The sequence below is a fragment of the Variovorax sp. V118 genome (genome assembly GCF_041154445.1).
Classification (GTDB): Bacteria; Pseudomonadota; Gammaproteobacteria; order Burkholderiales; family Burkholderiaceae_C; genus Variovorax; species Variovorax boronicumulans.
In genome coordinates this window covers 2,992,175-3,010,571 of the sequence record NZ_AP028663.1, presented here as the reverse complement: position 1 = coordinate 3,010,571, position 18,397 = coordinate 2,992,175, and the positions used below count along the sequence as shown (strand labels likewise).

The window sequence follows — 18,397 nt, the reverse complement described above, 5'->3', positions numbered from 1 at the left end:
GAATGCGTGCTGAGCGCGAACGACTGGCAGGACCTGAATGAGGCTTCTGGTACAACCGCGATCTGACGACCGGGCAGGTGCCCGATCCTGAATACGACGAGCTCTTCACGCACGTCGCGAACATGGCGCCTGCGCCCGTCGGCCTGGGGTACGCCCTGTGAGGCCGGGCGGGCAGAGTGCCGGTGAAGTTCAGCGCATCAGCACGTAGGTGCCCGGCGCGTCGCACACTGGAGGCAAGCCGCGCCGTGGTGCCCCCATCGCCGGTGGGCGGCGCCTCGGGCCCGAGTGTGCGACCAGCCATTGCGCGAAGGCGGGCCACCACGATCCTTCGATTTCGCGCGCGGTGTCCAGAAAATCGTCCGGTGCGACATAGGTGCTGTTCGCTAGGCGCCGCAGCATCCGGTGGCTGCGATGCGCATGCCCGGGTTCGCTCAGGATGCCCGCATTGTGGCCACCTTCGGTGAGCACGAAGGTGACGTCGGCGTCACATAGCAGGCTGAACTTGTAGACCGAGCGCCAGGGCGCGACGTGATCGGTGCGTGTGCCTAGCAGGAATACCGGTACATCGATGTCATTCAGAGACACCGGCCGCCCGTGCACGAGGTAGCGTCCCTCGGCCAGTGCGTTGTCCAGGAACAGCCTGCGCAAATAGTCCGCGTGCATGCGATAGGGCATGCGGGTCCCGTCGGCATTCCACGCCATCAGGTCGGTCATGGGGGAGCGTTCGCCCAGCAGGTAGTGGCGCACCATCGGGCCCCAGACAAGATCGCCCGCGCGCAGTGCCTGGAAAGCGGCTGCCATCTGCGTCGAGTCCAGGTAACCCTGGCGGGCCATGATGTCCTCGAGGAACGTGAGCTGACTCTCGTCGATGAACAGGCCGATCTCGCCGGGCTCGGTGAAATCCGTCTGTGCGGCCAGCAGCGTGAGCGAGGCCAGGCGATCGTCACGTTCGCGCGCCATCGCTGCCGCGGCAATCGCCATCAGCGTGCCGCCCAGGCAATACCCCACGGCATGCACGCGGCGCCGGGGCAAGATGATGTCGATGGCATCGAGGCTGGCGCAGATGCCCAGGCGCAGGTAGTCGTCCATGCCCAGCTGCGCCTCGGCGGCGCCGGGGTTCTTCCAGGAGATCGCGAACACCGTGTGGCCTTGGTCGACGAGGTAGCGAATCAGCGAGTTGTGCGGGGAAAGATCGAGCACGTAGTACTTCATGATCCAGGCGCTCACAAACAGCACCGGCTCTGCATGCACCGTCGGTGTTGTCGGTGCGTACTGGATGAGTTCGATGAGTTCGTTGCGCAGGACCACGGTGCCCGGCGTGACGGCGACTTCGTGCCCGGGCCTGAATGCTTCAGCACCCGCAGGCGGCAGGGCGAGGGCCTTGCGCCAGAGGTCTTCCAAGCCGTGGGCGGCGCCGACGAGCAGGTTGGCGCCGGCGGTGGCTGCGGTCTTCTTCAGGACCTGCGGATTGGTCGCGAACAGGTTGGCGGGGGAACTCATCTCGAGGCCTTGCCGCATCGCGAAATTGACCCATTGCTCATGGTGCCGTTCCACGCCGGGAACGCCTTGCACCAGCTCGAGCAGCCGGCGCCCGGCAGTCTCGAAGGTGTCGCGGTACATGCTGAAGGGCCACTGCGCCCAGTCGTCCGCAGCGAGCCGGGGATCGTGTGTCAGCGGCCGGGCGGCAGGCAGGGCGTGGCCTAGACCTAACTCGACGCCGCGCCCCGGCTGGGTGGCGAAATGAAGGGCCCAGTCCGACCATGCCAGCATCTGCGCCGCGAGCGAAATGCCGCCGCCGACCCGGCCCCAGACCGCATGCAGGGATCGATCGAATTCGTTGGGTGGTTCGCTCACTTCTTGGCGTCCTTGCGGGAAATTCGCGGCACCGATGGTCGGGCAGCACGCCTGGCAGTGTGCGCGGGCGTGCGCCACTTGCCTTGCGCCGCATCAAGATCTGGCTGGCCGATGCTCATACGCTGCTGGAACTGTGTCTTTTCAACCCACCGGAGCTGAATATGCCAACCAAGATCGTCGACTTCTCCGCCCGGTCCGAGGTGATTCGGGCCGAACCCTTCCACGCCCATTTCTGGGAATGCACGCCCGCCGAGTTCAGGGCCTACCTGGGAAGGCCGCGCGCCTTCCTGCGCAGACTGGGCATCCTGGTGCCCGGCGATTGCCGGATCGAAACGACCATCGAGAACCACGACGGGTTGGAGGACCAGGCGCCCGGGTTCGAGAGCGACAGCGGCAACGACACGGTGATCTGCAACATGGGCATCGGCGCTGCAGCCCGTTCGGTGTACCGGGTCGTGAGCTGTGCGCGCGACGAGGCCTCGACCGGCAACGTCAAGAAAGCCTTGCTCCATGGCGTGAGCCGCCAGCAGGCGAAGCACGAGGCATCGGCGCCGCCGGAGGCCAAGGGCGGCAAGTCGAAGAAGGACAAGAAGGAAAAGAAGGCGAAGGCCCGACGCGAGCACGAGGCGGATTAAGGGGGCGCGGGGGCCCCATGCCGGCTCAGTGCCGGCGACGCGCCTCCGCCGCCGCCTGGCAGGCCGTGCAGCGGATGGCCGTGGGCTGGGCCAGAAGTCGCGCACGCGGAATCTCGCGTTCGCAGTCTTCGCAGATGCCGTAGCGCCCACTCGTGAGGCGTGCGATCGAATGCTCGATCTCTTCGAGTCGGGCCCGATCGACCTCGACCTCGGCCAGGTACACGTCGGCGGCGCGCTCGGCCTCCGCTTCGTCGGCATGGGTTTTCACCTCGTGGTCGCCTTCGGCCAACGCCATGCGGGCCGAAGGTGCCGTGGCGCGTAGTTCATCGAGCACCTGTTGTTTCATCGTGTCGAGTTGCCGACGCAGTGTGCGAAGGTCGGCAGTGTCCAGTTGTCTCATGGCGAAAGTCCTTGCAACGAAATGGTGGCGCTCAGGTGGAGGGGCGGGCGGCGGGGAGGGGCGGAGGGTCTGCGCTCAAGGGTCAGGACGGTTCGCGGCGAGCGCTCGGAAGGCGAACCGCCACATAGGCGAGCCGTCGATCGCGCATGACCAGCAGGGCGACGGTTTTTCCCGTCGCCATCTGTGCCAGGCCCCGCGCGAAATCGTCCACGCGGTTGAGCTTCATCGTGTTCAGGGCGACGACGATGTCGCCTGCACGGATGCCTTCGCTGCGCGCGAGGCCTGAGGATTCCCGCACGAGCAGGCCGCTGTCGACGCGCAGTTGCAGGCGTTGCACGGGCGAAAGCTCGCCCAGGCTCAGGCCCAGGCCGTCGTTCCATTCAGAGGCCGCAGGCGTGAAGCGGCTCTCGGGCGGCGCGGGTTGCGCCTGCAGCGACACATGAAGCATGCGGCGAGTGCCGCGGCGCCATACCTCCAGTTGCATGCGGCTTCCTGGCGGGCGTTGTGAGATCTGCTGGGGAAGATCGGAGAAATGCGCAAGAGGCTTGCCGTCCAGGGACAGCACCGCATCGCCCTGCGCCAGGCCCGCAGCCTGCGCAGGACTGTCCGCCTCGACGCGCACGACCAGTGCGCCGGTTGCCGCTGGCAGCTCGAAGGATTGGGCCAGGGCCGGGGTCATTTCCTGAAACATCGCGCCCAGGTAGGCCCGGCGCACGGCGCCATGCTCGCGCAGCTGCCAAGCGATGTGTATGGCCAGGTTGATCGGCACCGCGAAGGACAGGCCCATGTAGCCGCCGCTGCCGCTGTAGATCATCGAGTTGATGCCCACCACCTCGCCCCGGCTATTGAAAAGCGGGCTGCCCGAGCTGCCCGGATTGATGGCGACGTCGGTCTGGATGAAGGGAATGTCTCCCGCTCCACCCATGACGCGATCGATTGCGCTCACGACGCCCGCTGTCACGCTGCCGTGAAAGCCGAAGGGGGCGCCGATCGCTGCAACCCAGTCGCCGGGCTCCAGCGTCGAGGAGTCGCCGAGCGCGGCCACCGGCAGTTCGGTGGCGTCGATCTTTAGGAGACCCACATCGGTGCGCTTGTCGACGCCGACCACACGCGCCGCGAAGCGGCGTCCGTCGTCCAGTCGGACCTGGGCCTCGTCGAGATTCGTTATCACATGGGCGCTCGTGAGAATCAGGCCGCTACTGTCGATGATCACACCCGAGGCGAGGTCGCGGATCTGGCTGATGCGGGCGCTGGCCGCGAGCGGCCAAGCCAGCCTGTCGGCGAAGTCATGCTCGGGGGCGATTTCCAGTTCGATGCTCTCCAGGCTCTCGTCGCGTCCTACGCGCAGCGTGCTGATATCGACCACTGATGCGCTGCGGCTGGCGACCAGCGATGAAAAGCCGGGTGCGACTGAAGCGGCACGCTGCGGTGCGGGCGACGGTGCGCGTGGGGGCTGGAGCGAGGGTGCCGGTGACGGTGCGGAAGATGCGCCCGAACCCACTGCGACGCACGCACCGAGCAAGCAGGTGCTGGCCGCAAGGAGGCAGGCGAGGCGGGTGGTGCGACGCATCGCATCCACGCGAAGGAGCCAGGCGCTCATGTCGGTTCGCGTCGTGTTCTCAGATCGATTGCGGCGACAAGATGGCGGGCCGAACCGCATCGCGTGCGTTGGCGGCGTCGCCGATGGCGGTGCCGAAGGCTTGCAAGCGCCCCGCGCAGCTGCCGTCGTCGACCTCGCGCATGGTGACTGCGCTGCTCAGGATCGGTGGACGACCCAGGAGCCTGGCGATTTCGGCCGCCGCATTTGGTGCACCTTGTCCCCCCATGACAGAAAGCACGGCGACGTCGGGCAGTCGGTCGCGTTGGCGCGTGACGAAGCTGCGCATGGGACCGGCCAATTGCAGCATCCAGATCGGGGAGACCAGCACCACGGTGTCAAAGTCGCTGGGCGGCGGGCCGTCGTAGCTGAAGGCGGGCCGTCGCCGCAAGAACGAGTCGAGCATGCAGCGCCAGCTGCCCAGGGCGCCGCTGCGCGGGCGCGCATCGGTGATCTCGGCCATGGCCCAGCCCTGCTGGCTGCACAGGAGTTCGGCAACCCGACGGGAAGTGCCGGTGTAGGAGTAAACGATGACCAGGACGTTGTTCATGGCGGCCTCTGTCTGTTTTTGTTGCATGCACGGGCAATCAATGTAGGCAGCCAAGGCCGCTGCCACCTTGCGCTGAATCAAGAATGCCTGCTGCGGCGCAGAAGCACCCTTCGCCTTCGATTTCCTTGATATGACGCAAGGCGGACCCGGCACCTCCCGGGGACCATTCGAACACTTGGGAGCATCCCGCCAAAGGAGCCAATATGAAGATCCTGCTCGCCGTCGACGGCAGCGACTACACGCGCCGCATGCTGTCCTACCTGACCAGCCACAAGGAATGGACGAACGCAGGCCATGCATTTACGGTCTTCCATGCGGTGCTGCCGGTGCCGCACCGCGCTGCAGCCTTCGCGGGGCCCGAGCTTGTGCATGGCTACTACGAGGACGATGCACGGGTGGTGCTCGACCCGGTGCGCGCCTTGCTGGCGGGCCACGGCATCGAAGCGCGCTTTGAACATCGGATCGGCCATCCCGCGGCGGAGATCGCATCGTTTGCGGAAAAGGGGCAGTTCGATCTGCTGATCATGGGTTCGCGCGGCCATGGCGCCCTGGCCAACCTCGTGCTCGGCTCGGTCGCCATGAAGGTGCTGGCTACGTGCGCGGTGCCGGTGCTGCTTGTGCGCTGAATGAAGGCCGTGACCCTCGTGCGAGGGACGATCGCTGCGGTCATCGGCACACTTGGGCTGGTGACTGGCCTGAGCGCCTGGTCACAAACGCGCTCCTGCCTGGATCGCACTCCGTCGGGGGTTCAGCACAGCGACTTCGTGGCGGCGGCCGCACGGCAGTCGCCTGTGGTGGTGAGCATCACTGTGGCCGGAACGGGCAACGATTGGGCGCTCGGGGGCGACATGCCGCCCCCGACACGTTCGGGCCAGGGTGTGGGCCGCGGCTTCGCGTCGGGGTTTATCTTTCAACGTGACGGCTACATCCTGACCAGTGCGCATGCCGTGACCGGCGCACAGGCGATCTCCGTCGCCACCGCGGATCAGCGCCGCTTCGATGCAGAACTGGTAGGCATCGACAGCCGCACCGACGTTGCACTGTTGCGCATCGCTGCATCCAACCTGCCGGTCGTTCCCATCGCACGCAGCAGCGAGCTCTGCCCAGGCGAATGGGTCGCCGCGATAGGTGCGCCCTTCGGGTTCGAACACAGCGTCACCGCAGGTGTGGTGAGTGCCAATCCGCGCTACATGCCTGGAGGAAATGGCATCCCGCTGATACAGACGGATGTCGCACTCAACCCTGGCAGTTCGGGTGGGCCACTGTTCGACGAGCGCGGCAATGTCGTGGGCATGAACTCGATGATTTATTCGACCAGCGGGGGATACTTCGGGGTGTCATTCAGCCTACCTATCGACACCGCGATGCGCGTGGCGGATGAGCTCCGCGTAACGGGGCGAGTGACGCGGGGTCATATTGGTGCCCGTACTCAGCCCCTGACCGCGGAATTGGCTCCGGCGTTCGGTCTTGCTGCCCCATTGGGCGCGCTGGTGGTGCGCGTCGACGCGGACAGCCCAGCCGAGGTGGCAGGCCTTTGCAGTGGCGATGTGGTGTTGGCGGTGGGGGACGTCGCTACGATGTCCTATGCCGAGGTGCAGGACCGCGTGGCCAGCGCCAGCCCGGGCAGCCGCTTGACCTTGCATGTCTGGCGCCACAGAGCGCCGTTGACGGTGCAAGTGGGCGTGGCCCCGAGCGCGCCGGATATTGCACCCAAGCTTGTGCTGCAACCCGAAGCCGGCGAAGTCCGGTTTGGACTGGAGCTCGTGCAAGGCAAGGGCGGGTTGGGCTTCGGTCTGTCGGAGTCTGGGCTGTATGTGCAGGCGGCGTCGGGTTCTGCTCAACGCGCGGGACTGCGCTATGGCGATGCGCTGATCGCGGTCAACGACGTGCAGGTGAGCAGGCTGGAAGATTTCGATGCGGCAATCAAGTCCATTCCGCAGAGCGATACGATGGCGTTGCTGGTAATGCGTGGATCGACTCGAAGCTACGTACCTATTCCTCCACGCATGTCCAGGCGCACCGCATTGAAACCATGAGGCGGTTGCCGATGAAATCGGTGAGCTGCGGCAGCCTGGTGCGTCGAGCAAGCGGCAGGGGAAGAGTTACCCACTTGTGCGCAGTGCGTTTCTACCGCTCGCGGTACGCTCTCAACCGCCGAGAACAGGGTGTTTATGTGCCTTTGGCTATCGTCGGTTGAACAGCGGGCTCAATGTTGACGCGAGAGTGGGTTGCATCCGCGACGCTTTTTGGGGAGGGACTGGGTATGGCCCACCAGCCGACATACAAAACGTTGCGCGTGTTGGGAGACTGCTTCAGACTGAACTGAGTCATTCACGGTCCAATGCCTGAGCGACAGCAACCGTCAACACAAGCCCTTGAACGGCGCCAGACCTGAACAGCTTCTTTGCCCTCGGAATCAACCTCTCGACTGCGCGGTCCGTCGCGCAATCGAGCTGCCAGCGACGGCTCTTCCACAAACTGATCGGCGGCGGCTCCTTGGTTCTGAATGGAGCCCGGGTCGGATTCCCGCGTGGGGGTCGACAGGGTTCAAGCGGGATCCATCGCGGCCCTTCCTAGCGGAATTGGCTGAAGGTCTTCAACAGCTTCATCGTCGACTCGTAATCGAGTTTGTCCCCCTCGTACTCGCATCGATACAGCCCCTGAAGGTTCGAGGGCAAGTTCACCCCCTTCTCAACCAAGAGGATCATCCTCTTTCCGTACAGCGCCATCGCGGCACCAATCTCGATAAGCACGTTGTCGTTCAGCTTCGCGTGCTGATTGCCGTCTTTGTCGAGATAGTGCCCCTCAGCACCGACATGGAGCACCCCTGCGCCACAGGACCGCATGTCCTCGAACACCTTCTCCGGCACGGCTATTGCGGTTGATTCGCGCTCGATCGAGACGATGGGCTCGAACTTACCGAAGAGGAGAAGTTCCTTGATCTGGCCAACGATCGCGCGCTGTTTGCCGTGCGTAATGAAAACGCGGTTTGCCTTCGAGTCCATTTCCCCAATAGGCGCAACAGATGCAGCAACGGGAGTGGCAGGCTGTGCAACTCGTTCGGCGATGGAGCGCAGGCCCTCATCGAGGTCGGCGGGGTCCGCTACGTCGTTGTCTCGAACGTCAGCAGTCGCTGCTGCGATGGGTACGTTAGGGGAATCCAGGCTAACAAAGGGGCCTGTGGGAGTTGATCTGATGATCCCAGCGTAAGCGCCATTCGCCTTGACGATCTCCAGCGCATTGGTCGTGCGGTCAGCCGGTAGCCCTAGCGACTTCAACACGTTTCCCGCTATGACATCGTTAGGAAGCTTCGCGCGCCGGTATTTTTCAAAGAACTCGCGAAGTAGGCGAGGCTGCAATATAGCTTCGCGGCGCGCGACGATGTCCTCGCCCTCGGCCTCTGGCGCGACAAGCCGGCGTCCGAGCGCTGTTAGCTTGATTACGTTGGCGTTAATTCCGCCCTCAGAAAGGCCGTAAGCGATGGAGGCGCCAGTTAATGTTGGCCACGCACTACTCGTCGGGCTGATCCCGAGAGCGAGCGCGACGTCCGGCGGCGGCGCAGAGTCCCCTGCGAAGTTGTCTACCAATGCAGAAGCGACTTTTTGTGCATGCTGCAATGTGGTCAGCGGGAATTCAGACTGCTTGAAGTAGACCCGTTCGGGCTTCTTCGGAGCAGTCGTCTTAGATCCAGCGCTTTTGGCCGAGCCAGCGTCGGTTTTCTTCGCCACGCTTGTCTTCTTATTCGTTGCAGCCATTTGCATCCCATTGATTGATCAGTAATGAATGTAACAAGGAATGGGCGCCGTGAGTTTCCGCTTTGGGTCAATTCCGGCATTTCGTGCGATCGGTCAGCGGTCGTTCGACCGAAATCGCCCACTAAGCCACGATGACTTGGATGACTACAGGGCACTCCAATGCGGTCGTTCGAGCCACGCAAGCTACCGTGGCCTCCGCGAGCGCAAGCGGGCCGAGACCCCTCGGTCGCCTTGCAGATGGCAACGGCGGCAACCGCTGCAATGCAGATGTTGCCGATGTCCGCGCTGACCGACAGTTCGAGTTGAAAGCTCTGCGCCTCTCCAGCCGACGCAACTTCGTCGAAACGCCGCGGACCATTAGAGTTCGGTCACAACACCATGGCCACAACGAGGAGCGGAAAATGGAAAGAGAAGACGTACTGGTTTTGCTGGACGCCAGTTTGCAACCAATTTTCGAGGAGCAATTCGAGCAATCGGCCCGAATCACCTCCCTGCGCTGTTAGTGCCGATGCAATCTTGACCAGCTAAACCGCAAAGTGCCAATCCAATATTGACCAGGGTGTTCCACTGACCTGCTGAGAATTTCAGCAGGGATTCAAGGTGATCACCATGGACATGATTGGCAAGGTCAGGCGCATGAGGCTGCGCGACCAACTCTCTCTCAGTGAGATCGCAAAGCGCACAGGCCTGTCGCGCAACACGGTCAAGAAGTGGCTCAAGGCGCCCGGCGATGTTGTGCCGAAGTACGAGCGGGTGAAGCTCGACGGCAAGCTCACGGCGTTCGAGCCGGCCCTGCATCAAGCGCTCACAACCGACAGCCATCGCCCCAAGCAGGGACGGCGCAGTGGTCGCGCCCTGTTTGCCCAGATACAGGCGCAGGGCTACCGCGGCGGCTACAGCGCCGTCACCGACTACATCCGGCGCTGGCGGGTGGAGTCGGCAGCCAGTCCGGCCAAGGCGTTCGTTCCGATGAGCTTCGAGCTGGGCGAGGCCTTCCAGTTCGACTGGAGCGTCGAAGCCATGGTCGTCGGTGGTGTGTTCTACAACGTGCAAGTGGCGCACCTGAAGCTGTGCGCCAGTCGAGCCTTCTGGCTGGTGGCCTACCCCAGCCAGGGCCACGAGATGCTGTTCGACGCCCACACCCGCTCGTTCCAGGCACTCGGTGGCGTCACCCGGCGCGGCATCTACGACAACATGCGCACCGCCGTGGACAAGGTGCAGCGCGGCAAGCAGCGCACCGTCAACGCCCGCTTCGCTGCCATGTGCAGCCACTACCTGTTCGACCCCGACTTCTGCAACGTCGCTTCCGGCTGGGAGAAGGGTGTGGTCGAGAAGAACGTGCAGGACAGCCGCCGGCGCATCTGGATCGAAGCCGCAACCCGGCGCTTCGGCTCGTTCATCGAACTCAATGCCTGGCTGAGTGAGCGGTGTCGTTCGGTGTGGAGCGACACCACGCACCCGATCCACCGGCAGTTCACCGTGGCCGAGATGTGGGAGTTGGAGAAGCCTCACCTCATGTCCATGCCGGCCCCCTTCGACGGCTACGTCGAGCGGCTGGCCCGGGTCAGCAGCACCTGCTTGGTGGCCGCCGCGCGCAACCGTTACTCCGTGCCGTGCGAGTGGGCCGGCCACATCGTCAGCACCCGCGTCTATCCAGAGCGAATCGATGTGGCGGCCGCGGACGCCGTCGTGGCGAGTCACGCCCGGCTGCCGGGCAGCGGCCAGACCAGCTACGACTGGCAGCACTACATTGCGCTGGTGCAGCGCAAGCCGGGCGCCTTGCGCAACGGCACGCCGTTCCTGGACCTGCCGGCGCCGTTGCTGCGTTTGCGCCAGTCGCTGCTCAGGCACGCTGGAGGAGACCGGGTCATGGCACAGGTGCTGGCCGTGGTGCCGCAAGCCGGGCTGGAGGCGGTGCTGGTGGCCATCGAACTCGTGCTCGAAGGCAGAGCGCCCAGCGGCAGCATCAGCGTGGAGCACGTGCGCAACGTGCTGGCCCGCTTGAACAGCCCAGCCACGCCGGACCAGGCGCAGACGTCCCTGCGACTCACCCAGGCGCCCAAGGCCGACACCGCGCGCTACGACCGGCTGCGCCCCACCCACCAGGATCATCTGGACGGACAGGAGGTTGGCCATGCGTGAGACCTCCATCGATGTGCAGGCCCAACTGAAGGCGCTGCGACTCAACGGCATGGCCACGGCCTGGGCCGATCTGACGGAGCAAGGCGGCGATACGACCCTGGCCGCATCACGCTGGCTGGTGGAGCACCTGCTGCAGGCCGAAGATGCTGACCGGGCAATGCGCTCCATTGCTCACCAGATGAAGTCGGCGCGCTTCCCCATGCACCGCGACCTGGCCGGGTTCGACTTCTCCGGCTCACAGGTCGACCGCGCGTTGATCCAGAAACTGGCGGACCTGTCGTTCACGCAAGATGCGCAGAACGTGGTGTTGGTCGGTGGCCCAGGCACTGGCAAGACCCACCTGGCCACGGCACTGGGGATTGCCGGGCTCACCCGGCACGCCAAGCGAGTGCGGTTCTACTCCACGGTCGATCTGGTCAATGCCCTGGAGCATGAGAAGAGCCAGGGACGTGCCGGACGCATCGCCATGAGTCTGGTGCGCATGGACCTGGTCGTGCTCGACGAGTTGGGCTACCTGCCGTTCAGCCAGGCCGGTGGCGCCTTGTTGTTCCACCTGCTGTCCAAGCTGTACGAGCACACCAGCGTGATGATCACCACCAACCTGACGTTCGGGGAGTGGTCCAGTGTGTTCGGCGACGCCAAGATGACCACGGCGCTATTGGATCGCTTGACCCATCACTGCCACATCATCGAGACGGGCAACGAGTCCTACCGCTTCCGCCACAGCACGCACGAAGCCAAGGCGCGCATCAAGACGCGCGAGCAGACCAGGAAGACAACTGCGGCTCAGGTGAGCGAGGTCGCGGAGGAAGGGGCCTCGCCTGACGGCTCGGGAATACCAACAACCGGTTCAAGAAAAGGAGGACCTACCGAGGCATCCAACCTATAGTTATCCACAGCTGGCTCCCACCGGAACCAGCTCCAGCCCCTGGTCAATGTTCGACTGGCACTGCTGATCTCGATTGCACTGGCGCTGACAGTTCAGTGCCGAAGCTGGGTTCAATGCTCGTGTACTCGCTGACTCGTTTGCAGCATTCGCAGAACGGTATCGCGCTCTGGGCTATGTCGTTGAGGACGTGCAAGCAGGAGATGTTCAAATTTCCTGCGACTACGACACGTTCAAGTCACATACGGCACTATTCACCCATACGTATCTGAAAAAGATGATCAGGATTCCGGGACTGTTCATCTCGGAACCCTTCGAGGGGGAGTTGGAACTCTCTCAAATTGCCATGACGTACATGTTGTCCTATTTTCTCGGCATGCTCACCCGCTACTTCCCTGGCCCTTGGGTTGCACTTGCGAGTGGTGCGAAGGGTGACGAGGTTTGGCCTGCCATCAATGCCGCACAAAAGTACATTGAGGCAAGCTTCCCTGAGTTGGTTTTGGAACTGATCCTTGACCGGATTGCGGAGCGGGATCGCGCAAAAACTTAAGCGCGATCAAGGAGCTTCCCCCGCGATGTTTCTCAGCGAACTGGGTGGCGGTGGCGGTGGATGAGGAGCAGGCCACCTGAGCCTCGTCTTTGCTTCTGTCTCTCTCAGTCAATTTCTACTCCACTCACCCGTGTTCTGGAGAACATGAGCGGTGGGTGTCTAGGTCGGCCACGCACAGCGAAATGACGGCGAATGCTGCGCGCGACAGACCAATCACATGGTGATTGCCCAGGCCCCACCAGACTGGGCTATTGGGGCCAGAGTCCCGCAGTGCCAAACAAAACGTGGTTTTTCCTGGCCTTGACGGGCTTGCTGCTTCTGCGGGGCTTGCGCAGCCCCTTCGGCAAACGCGGCTTGCCCGCATTCGTGGTCTTCTGCGGAAACGCCGATGTGCCGAAGGTCTGCACGCGCTCCAAATCGATCTGCAGTAACTGATCGCACTTGGTCAGATACTCCACGCCCCGCCTGAGCAGGCACTCGCGCTTCTCCACGTCAATCGCGTCGATTCTCCCCAAGTATGGGTAACGGTAGTCGCTTTCACGGCAATGGTGGACGTCACCGCGCCCCTTCGTGGCACGCTCCACCCAGCGCTGCCCCACCTTCAGGCCTCGGTAGTACGGGTCCTTTATTTGCGATCCATCGAAAAGCAAGATGAGGTGGTAGTGAAAGCGCTCCAGGTCCGTGTACTCCAGGCTCCACATGTAGCCCGCGAGGTCTTTGAGCCGCCGGTTCTTGTGGCGCCCATTCCATAGGCGCCGGAAGTCCTCGCGCACCTGTGAGAGCGTCAATTCTGCCTTGAATGAATTTTGATACTTCAAGTCAATTCGCGCGACCTCGACGCGTGAGTACTTCTTGAACACAGCCTCCAGAAATGCACGACCAGTCGTAATTTCGATCGCAGTTCCGTTTATTCTCGTATTCACTTCGCTTGAAGCCTCGGCCCTCGGCCTTGCTACGTACTGTCGAGATCAGCCAGTTCTCCAACTCCCAGTTGCGCATCCACGGATGGCCCGACATCGCCTGCAGGTTCGGAGAGTGCGTCGATTGAAAGTGAAGCGCATCCATCGCCTCGTAAAGAATGGTGCTGCAAAGGCTCGGAGTGAACTCAGAATCGCGATGATCGAGGTACACCCGCTCCATGAACGCCTGCAGCAAGCCCGAATACCGGGACAAGTACAAGTTTTTCAGGACGGGGCGTCCCGCTTTGACCTCCTGCAATTGCCAAGCGACGGCCGTGCTGGAGCAAATATCCAGCACGTACTTGTCAATCAAAGGCCGGACAGAGTCAAACTCCTCAATGATGACGATCACGCCGTCTTCGGCCATGAAGGCCGCCTCATTGAGGATGAGGCCTTCATAAATCGGATTGTCGAAAAGAGGCCGACTGAGCGCTGGCTCTTGGGATGGAGATGATTTCTTCATGGGGATCATTTTCTTTAATTGCCCTGATCCCCGTGAGTGCCTGATGCACTCAATGGAACATCAAGGCTCTGTAGATGGAAGAAGTCGACAGATGCTGTAGGCATCTGTCTTTATCTTTCCTTTTGGAAGGAGGAAAGAGGAGAGGCTTCCTCGTTGACTATGCTGGTATCTTGGTTGTCTTTATTAATCTCATCCTTTTCCAATATTCAAGATTCAAAGGAGTCGTGATTTCGATTGCGGAAAGGAAGTCGTATGCGATTGATTGCCTGCGTTTTCTGGCGTCAAGAGTGGTGCAAAGTTACACCGGAGCAGGGTAAAAAAAGAGCACGTGCGTTTGAGCACGTGCTTTGCCTGGAATATCCGGGGCAATAGGTTGGCTGTCTTCCGCAAAGGATGGGATGGCAGCAGTATTTTTTTCCGAGAATGTTCTCCCTTCGACGTCGACGTCGAGGTCGAGGTCGAAGAAAAGCACGCGGAAAAAGCTAAGTGGTGAGCCCAAGGCTACAGATTGAGCTGGCTCATACCGTCAACAGGTACTTCAAGCTGGATAGGCGCGACGCTGGCGCGTGTGTGGGCCATACCGGCGTTGCCTGCGAGTTGCTGATCTTGATGGACCTGTGGGCTGCGCCGCGCCGTCAAGTTTGTCCTAATGTGCCGGAAGAACTTCCATGTTGGAGAACTAACTATTACGATAGGGGGAGCTAACTATTACGTTGGAGGGGAGCTAACTTTTACTTAGAAGGGGAACTAACTATTGAGTTAAAGGGGAGCTAACTTTGAAGCGTCATGTGACATCTCCGTGTTGGTCCTTGCCGGAGAGGCCGCCATGATTTGTCCCGCGAAAATTCAATACTCCATTGCGCGCAGGAGAAAGTATTTGCCTCCAATCGACGAGGAAAAAGAGCTTCGCCGCGAAAATTAGCGAACGATAAAAGGAGTTCGAATTCAGCGACTGGCTGAGCATGAAGGGGCGTGGTGTCCCCTTGAACTAGAGTATTCAACGTCCGATGAACTATCGGGGGCGCACGTGCCCGCGATAGGAGACGCCGAAGAGCACAATGGTCCACGCATGAAAGCCGCAGAAAGGTATTTTTATCGATTCCTCAATTTGATTCCAGTGGCGGTTTGGCTGTACTGGAGATGAACTTGTCGATGGCAGGTGCGGAGCAGTTCCAACGCAATCCTTCTGTCGCCCGCATTGATCTAAATATTAATATCTGGCGCGCATAGTTCTGGTCATCAGAAAGGCTGCGCGCCAGCCCTAAAGGACTATTGTGCATAAGAAGTCGGAGGGTGAACCCCCTTCTTTTTCCGATGAGGCAGCGTTGGCTATGTCTGAGCGGGCTGCGGCGTACCAAATCCAAGGAAATCAGCCTATTGCATACGTCAAGGATGGGCTAATTCAAGTGGAGCAAATTCGAGAAATTGTCGCGTTGACCCGAGACATTGCACGATCGAATCGTAGATCGTTTCTTCTGCGATTTTCCGCTCAGACAGGGTACGTTCAAAATGAACTCACAGCGTTTGGCGCACGGATCGTAGCGGCTCTGTACACTGTCTCGCCCGTCCTCGCGCAATACCCTATTCACCGCTTTCCACCATATTTTGAGATTTTTGAGCGGCATGCCAGCAGCCTGGCACTGCTTGATGTGCCTGGCCTGGATCTGGTAATAGGGCCAGAAGCAATTGCTTGGACTGATCGGCTCAACCAGTTCGTGATCAATGTTCGTCGTGAAGCCCTAGCACCCCAATTCAAGGCTCGCCTGAAGAATTTTGCGCGCGGCCCCAATGACGCCTATGTGCAGATCATGGCGTATGTCGAAGCGCATGCAGCCCAAAATAAAGCGTTGACCTTGACGCGTATGGATCTTGGATACTTGCCGGTTGAGCTTCGCTGGCCTTCAATTCCGGGGCAATCGATCGGGCACGCTCAGATCACTGAGCATCGCCAGAAATTCGTGAAGCTGGCATCTGAAGCTTTTGGCGGGGCGTTGGTTGGGCATATCTGGAAGCTTGATTTCTCATTGGAAAAGGGCTACCAATGGCACATGGTTTTTCTCTCGCAGGTTCTTCACCCGCAAGACTTGCGTGCGATCTTGGCGAAGATGGGAAACGATTGGAACAATGTGGTAACACACGGCTTGGGATTTCATGTCGACTGCCGCGCTTTCATTGACACCTATAAGGGTGGAGGAATTGGTAACTTTGAACCCAGCCGCTACCCGCAGCAGTGGGAGGGTATCCGCAAGATGGCCATCTATCTGACGGAGCCAGATAACGAGGTGCGCCTTGCTTTGCCTAACAACGCTCGCGCTTTTGGCAAGGGGACGATGCCGCAGGTCAATCTGTCTGAGCAGGCGTCAACATGCGGAGCTACCGGACCGTGCACTGCCCCTACGGCGCGCGACATGTCAGCCAGCCCACCGTGGTGCTCTGGGTTCTATCGGACGGGGCGACGACTTCCTCGGAGTTAGGTGGTCGGATGCTGAACGTGTGGAGCAGAGGTGCGGGCGGCGGTGCTTGAGGCTGTGTACGGCGCGGATGGCTCTGCGCGCCGTCGACCTTGTAGATCGCTCTCCACGCCACGCGGGCGAGCCCGTGCAATTCGTCGATGGCCGAGATGTCCAGGTTGCGCACGGTCATCCGCTGCACGCCGGTGTCGCGGTAATGCTTGAACCCCTTCGCGGACACGCTCCTGAGTTCGTCGTCGTTCATGCCCGTGAAGACGCCGGCGGGCGAAGCGGCAATGAAACACGCGGCGTACAGCGCCGCCACGGCCTCCAGGTCGGCTTCGCCGGTCAGTCCCGCATTGAATTCGCGCTCATAGCGGTCGAACAACGCGCGCGTCGCAGATTGGATCGGGTGGGCTTCGGCTCCGTTGAGCATGATGGCGGGCACTCCTTGTCGATGGCGTTTCCGACCGGATGCCCGTCATGCCATGCCCGTATCAAGGTCGAATTTCGGTGATCTTCGCTCCCTGCACCGACGCACCCGCCTCCAGGCCCACATTGGTCATCACGAAAGCGACCACGGGCTGCCGGAAGGTGCTGCTGTCGACGACGCCGTTGGCACCGTAGCGTGCCAGCGCCACCGTCGCGTCGACGCCCACCGTCCAGCCCCGGCTCTGGCGGAATTTGTCCAGCGCCTCCCTGGAGGTGAACACGTAGAACACGGCCTTCGACTGCGCACCGGCCTGGAAGCCGATGGAGCCGGCGGTCGTGCTGTAGTAGCTCTGCGTGCGGCCGCCGCTGCGCAGGGCTCCGCGACCATAGTCGGCGCCGATGCCGAAGCTTCCGCCCACCACGGACGGGAAGACCAGCACGCCCTGGGCGCCGGCGACGAGCGCGCGCGAACCGGCGACGGTGTCATAGAGGCGGGCCAGCGACGCGTCGACCTGGGCGTCGATGGCCGATGCCGACGAGGCCGGGATGTCGTTCGCTGCGCCGCTGGGGCGGGTGACCGTGCAGCCGGTCACGGCGAGGCTCGCCGCGATGGCGGCGGCTGCGAGCAGGTGGAAAGGTGCGACGTGCATGGCAAGTCCTCCAGGAAGAAAGGGAAGGGACAGTGAATCGGGGTGAAGGACCTCGCCTGGTCAGACCTTCTCAGGCCTCGACGGGTTGTGAGATGCCGCACAGCGCCTCGGCGGCCGGCTTGACCTTGGGCTCCTTCACCGCGACATCGGCCAGCGCCAGGATGCCCACCAGCCGCTTGTCGCGGTTGACGATGGGCAGGCGCCGGATCTGGTGCTCGGCCATGAGCTGCGCCGCATGATCGACGGCGTCGTCCTCATAGGCCCAGCGGATGCCGTCCGACATGACGTCGCGCACCTTGGCGTTGCCGTCGTGTCCTTCGGCGATGCCGCGCACGGCAATGTCGCGGTCCGAGATCGCGCCGATCATGCGGTCGTTCTCGCCCACCGGCATCATCCCGAAGTCGCCGTCGCGCATGCGTCTGGCGGCCTCCGCGAGGGTGGCGTCGGGACTGATGACCTCGACATCGCGGGTCATCACAGCGTTGACTTTTCGCATCTGGAATCCTTTGAAGAAGAAAAAGCAGGGTGGGCTACAGGTCTAGTCTTCTGTGCGGCCCGAGGTGTAGGACAACCGCCGAAAAGCCGGTGGTGCAAAGGAAGAACGCGCGCATGCCGCAGCCTGGGCGTGTCCCTATGTCGCGAAGGGCATAGGGCTCGCCGGGGTTGATGACCGTCGCTGATGCGTGCCCGCCACAGCGCCCCCGCGGCGGCTGTGACCAATCGCGGCAATATCGTTACGGCCTGTTGAACGCGACGCCGAAGCCGCGTTCTCGACGCCGCGCGCGCAGCGGGCCGCTTCATCGGACCTTGCCCCGTGCGATGCCCGTGGGCCTTCGAGACAAACGCGATCACGCGCTGTTCCGCGCGTGCCCACACGCCCAGCCCGTGTCAACCCCCACCGCCGCAACACCTATGTAGGACTTCGCCCGGTCTGCAGCCGAAAAGTAGATGTGAAGTTCGCACATCTTGTTTCTCCCGGAAGCAGGACGGGCCGCGCTTTGGGCGTACCTTTATTGCACCGCAGCACGACAAATCGAAGGCGCGGACCGAGGGGTCGGGAGGTTGATTCGAGTC

Annotated in this window: 18 protein-coding genes; 7 read left to right on the top strand and 11 right to left on the bottom strand. The window is 62.1% G+C overall.

What is annotated here, in order from left to right; translation table 11 throughout:
* Positions 1-189: 189 nt before the first annotated feature.
* Complete coding sequence (locus ACAM52_RS13935) at positions 190-1,854, bottom strand: PHA/PHB synthase family protein (protein ID WP_369647353.1); 1,665 nt, start codon at positions 1,852-1,854, stop codon at positions 190-192.
* Positions 1,855-1,937: 83 nt separating this feature from the next.
* Here ACAM52_RS13935 and ACAM52_RS13930 point away from each other — a divergent pair, with 83 nt between their 5' ends.
* Positions 1,938-2,489 carry a hypothetical protein gene (locus tag ACAM52_RS13930; RefSeq protein WP_369647352.1) on the top strand — a complete coding sequence of 184 codons (552 nt, stop codon included), beginning with the start codon at positions 1,938-1,940 and terminating at the stop codon, positions 2,487-2,489.
* Between the two features lie 25 nt (positions 2,490-2,514).
* Here the strand turns inward: ACAM52_RS13930 and ACAM52_RS13925 are convergent, their stop codons facing one another.
* The 3 genes from ACAM52_RS13925 to ACAM52_RS13915 form a co-directional block, all read right to left on the bottom strand.
* Positions 2,515-2,889: a TraR/DksA family transcriptional regulator gene (locus ACAM52_RS13925; RefSeq protein ID WP_369647351.1), complete on the bottom strand. Its 375-nt coding sequence runs from the start codon at positions 2,887-2,889 to the stop codon at positions 2,515-2,517.
* A gap of 82 nt (positions 2,890-2,971) precedes the next feature.
* Positions 2,972-4,255, bottom strand: a complete 1,284-nt coding sequence (locus ACAM52_RS13920; RefSeq protein ID WP_369647350.1) for a trypsin-like peptidase domain-containing protein — start codon at positions 4,253-4,255, stop codon at positions 2,972-2,974.
* Positions 4,256-4,508: 253 nt separating this feature from the next.
* On the bottom strand, positions 4,509-5,036 hold the full coding sequence (locus ACAM52_RS13915) for a flavodoxin family protein (RefSeq protein WP_369647349.1): 528 nt from the start codon (positions 5,034-5,036) through the stop codon (positions 4,509-4,511).
* Between the two features lie 203 nt (positions 5,037-5,239).
* Between ACAM52_RS13915 and ACAM52_RS13910 the strand changes: the two genes are divergently transcribed.
* The gene (locus ACAM52_RS13910) at positions 5,240-5,662 is read left to right on the top strand and encodes a universal stress protein (protein WP_369647348.1); all 423 of its coding nucleotides are present in this window, start codon (positions 5,240-5,242) and stop codon (positions 5,660-5,662) included.
* Positions 5,663-7,072, top strand: a complete 1,410-nt coding sequence (locus ACAM52_RS13905; protein WP_369647347.1) for a trypsin-like peptidase domain-containing protein — start codon at positions 5,663-5,665, stop codon at positions 7,070-7,072. It abuts the gene before it with no gap.
* Between the two features lie 537 nt (positions 7,073-7,609).
* Here the strand turns inward: ACAM52_RS13905 and ACAM52_RS13900 are convergent.
* Positions 7,610-8,764 carry a TIR domain-containing protein gene (locus ACAM52_RS13900; RefSeq protein WP_369647346.1) on the bottom strand — a complete coding sequence of 385 codons (1,155 nt, stop codon included), beginning with the start codon at positions 8,762-8,764 and terminating at the stop codon, positions 7,610-7,612.
* Between the two features lie 636 nt (positions 8,765-9,400).
* On the opposite strand from ACAM52_RS13900, the gene istA reads away from it, so the two are divergent.
* The 3 genes from istA to ACAM52_RS13885 all read left to right on the top strand — a co-directional run bounded on the left by istA (position 9,401) and on the right by ACAM52_RS13885 (position 12,369).
* Positions 9,401-10,933, top strand: a complete 1,533-nt coding sequence (gene istA, locus ACAM52_RS13895) for an IS21 family transposase (RefSeq protein ID WP_369645365.1) — start codon at positions 9,401-9,403, stop codon at positions 10,931-10,933.
* Positions 10,926-11,822 carry an IS21-like element helper ATPase IstB gene (istB, locus tag ACAM52_RS13890; RefSeq protein ID WP_369645366.1) on the top strand — a complete coding sequence of 299 codons (897 nt, stop codon included), beginning with the start codon at positions 10,926-10,928 and terminating at the stop codon, positions 11,820-11,822. Before istA ends, istB begins: the two co-directional genes overlap by 8 nt.
* A 187-nt stretch (positions 11,823-12,009) precedes the next feature.
* Entirely contained in the window at positions 12,010-12,369 is a 360-nt protein-coding gene (locus ACAM52_RS13885) for a YaaC family protein (protein WP_369647345.1), read from the top strand.
* A gap of 248 nt (positions 12,370-12,617) precedes the next feature.
* Here the strand turns inward: ACAM52_RS13885 and ACAM52_RS13880 are convergent, their stop codons facing one another.
* The 3 genes from ACAM52_RS13880 to ACAM52_RS13870 form a co-directional block, all read right to left on the bottom strand.
* Positions 12,618-13,229: an inovirus-type Gp2 protein gene (locus ACAM52_RS13880; protein ID WP_369647344.1), complete on the bottom strand. Its 612-nt coding sequence runs from the start codon at positions 13,227-13,229 to the stop codon at positions 12,618-12,620.
* Positions 13,189-13,791 (bottom strand): hypothetical protein, encoded by a 603-nt coding sequence (locus tag ACAM52_RS13875; protein ID WP_369647343.1) that lies wholly within the window; start codon positions 13,789-13,791, stop codon positions 13,189-13,191. Before ACAM52_RS13875 ends, ACAM52_RS13880 begins: the two co-directional genes overlap by 41 nt.
* A 298-nt stretch (positions 13,792-14,089) precedes the next feature.
* A complete protein-coding gene (locus ACAM52_RS13870) occupies positions 14,090-14,263 on the bottom strand; it encodes a hypothetical protein (RefSeq protein WP_369647342.1) in 174 nt (57 codons plus the stop codon).
* An 802-nt stretch (positions 14,264-15,065) separates the two neighbouring features.
* On the opposite strand from ACAM52_RS13870, the gene ACAM52_RS13865 reads away from it, so the two are divergent.
* Complete coding sequence (locus tag ACAM52_RS13865; protein WP_369647341.1) at positions 15,066-16,265, top strand: hypothetical protein; 1,200 nt, start codon at positions 15,066-15,068, stop codon at positions 16,263-16,265.
* On the opposite strand, the gene ACAM52_RS13860 is transcribed toward ACAM52_RS13865, so the two are convergent.
* The 3 genes from ACAM52_RS13860 to ACAM52_RS13850 all read right to left on the bottom strand — a co-directional run bounded on the left by ACAM52_RS13860 (position 16,186) and on the right by ACAM52_RS13850 (position 17,819).
* The gene (locus ACAM52_RS13860) at positions 16,186-16,677 is read right to left on the bottom strand and encodes a hypothetical protein (RefSeq protein WP_369647340.1); all 492 of its coding nucleotides are present in this window, start codon (positions 16,675-16,677) and stop codon (positions 16,186-16,188) included. The two genes, ACAM52_RS13865 and ACAM52_RS13860, sit on opposite strands and share 80 nt — an antisense overlap.
* 61 nt (positions 16,678-16,738) lie before the next feature.
* Positions 16,739-17,323: a YSC84-related protein gene (locus ACAM52_RS13855; protein ID WP_062480641.1), complete on the bottom strand. Its 585-nt coding sequence runs from the start codon at positions 17,321-17,323 to the stop codon at positions 16,739-16,741.
* Positions 17,324-17,393: 70 nt separating this feature from the next.
* The gene (locus ACAM52_RS13850) at positions 17,394-17,819 is read right to left on the bottom strand and encodes a CBS domain-containing protein (RefSeq protein ID WP_062480639.1); all 426 of its coding nucleotides are present in this window, start codon (positions 17,817-17,819) and stop codon (positions 17,394-17,396) included.
* Between the last annotated feature and the right edge of the window lie 578 nt (positions 17,820-18,397).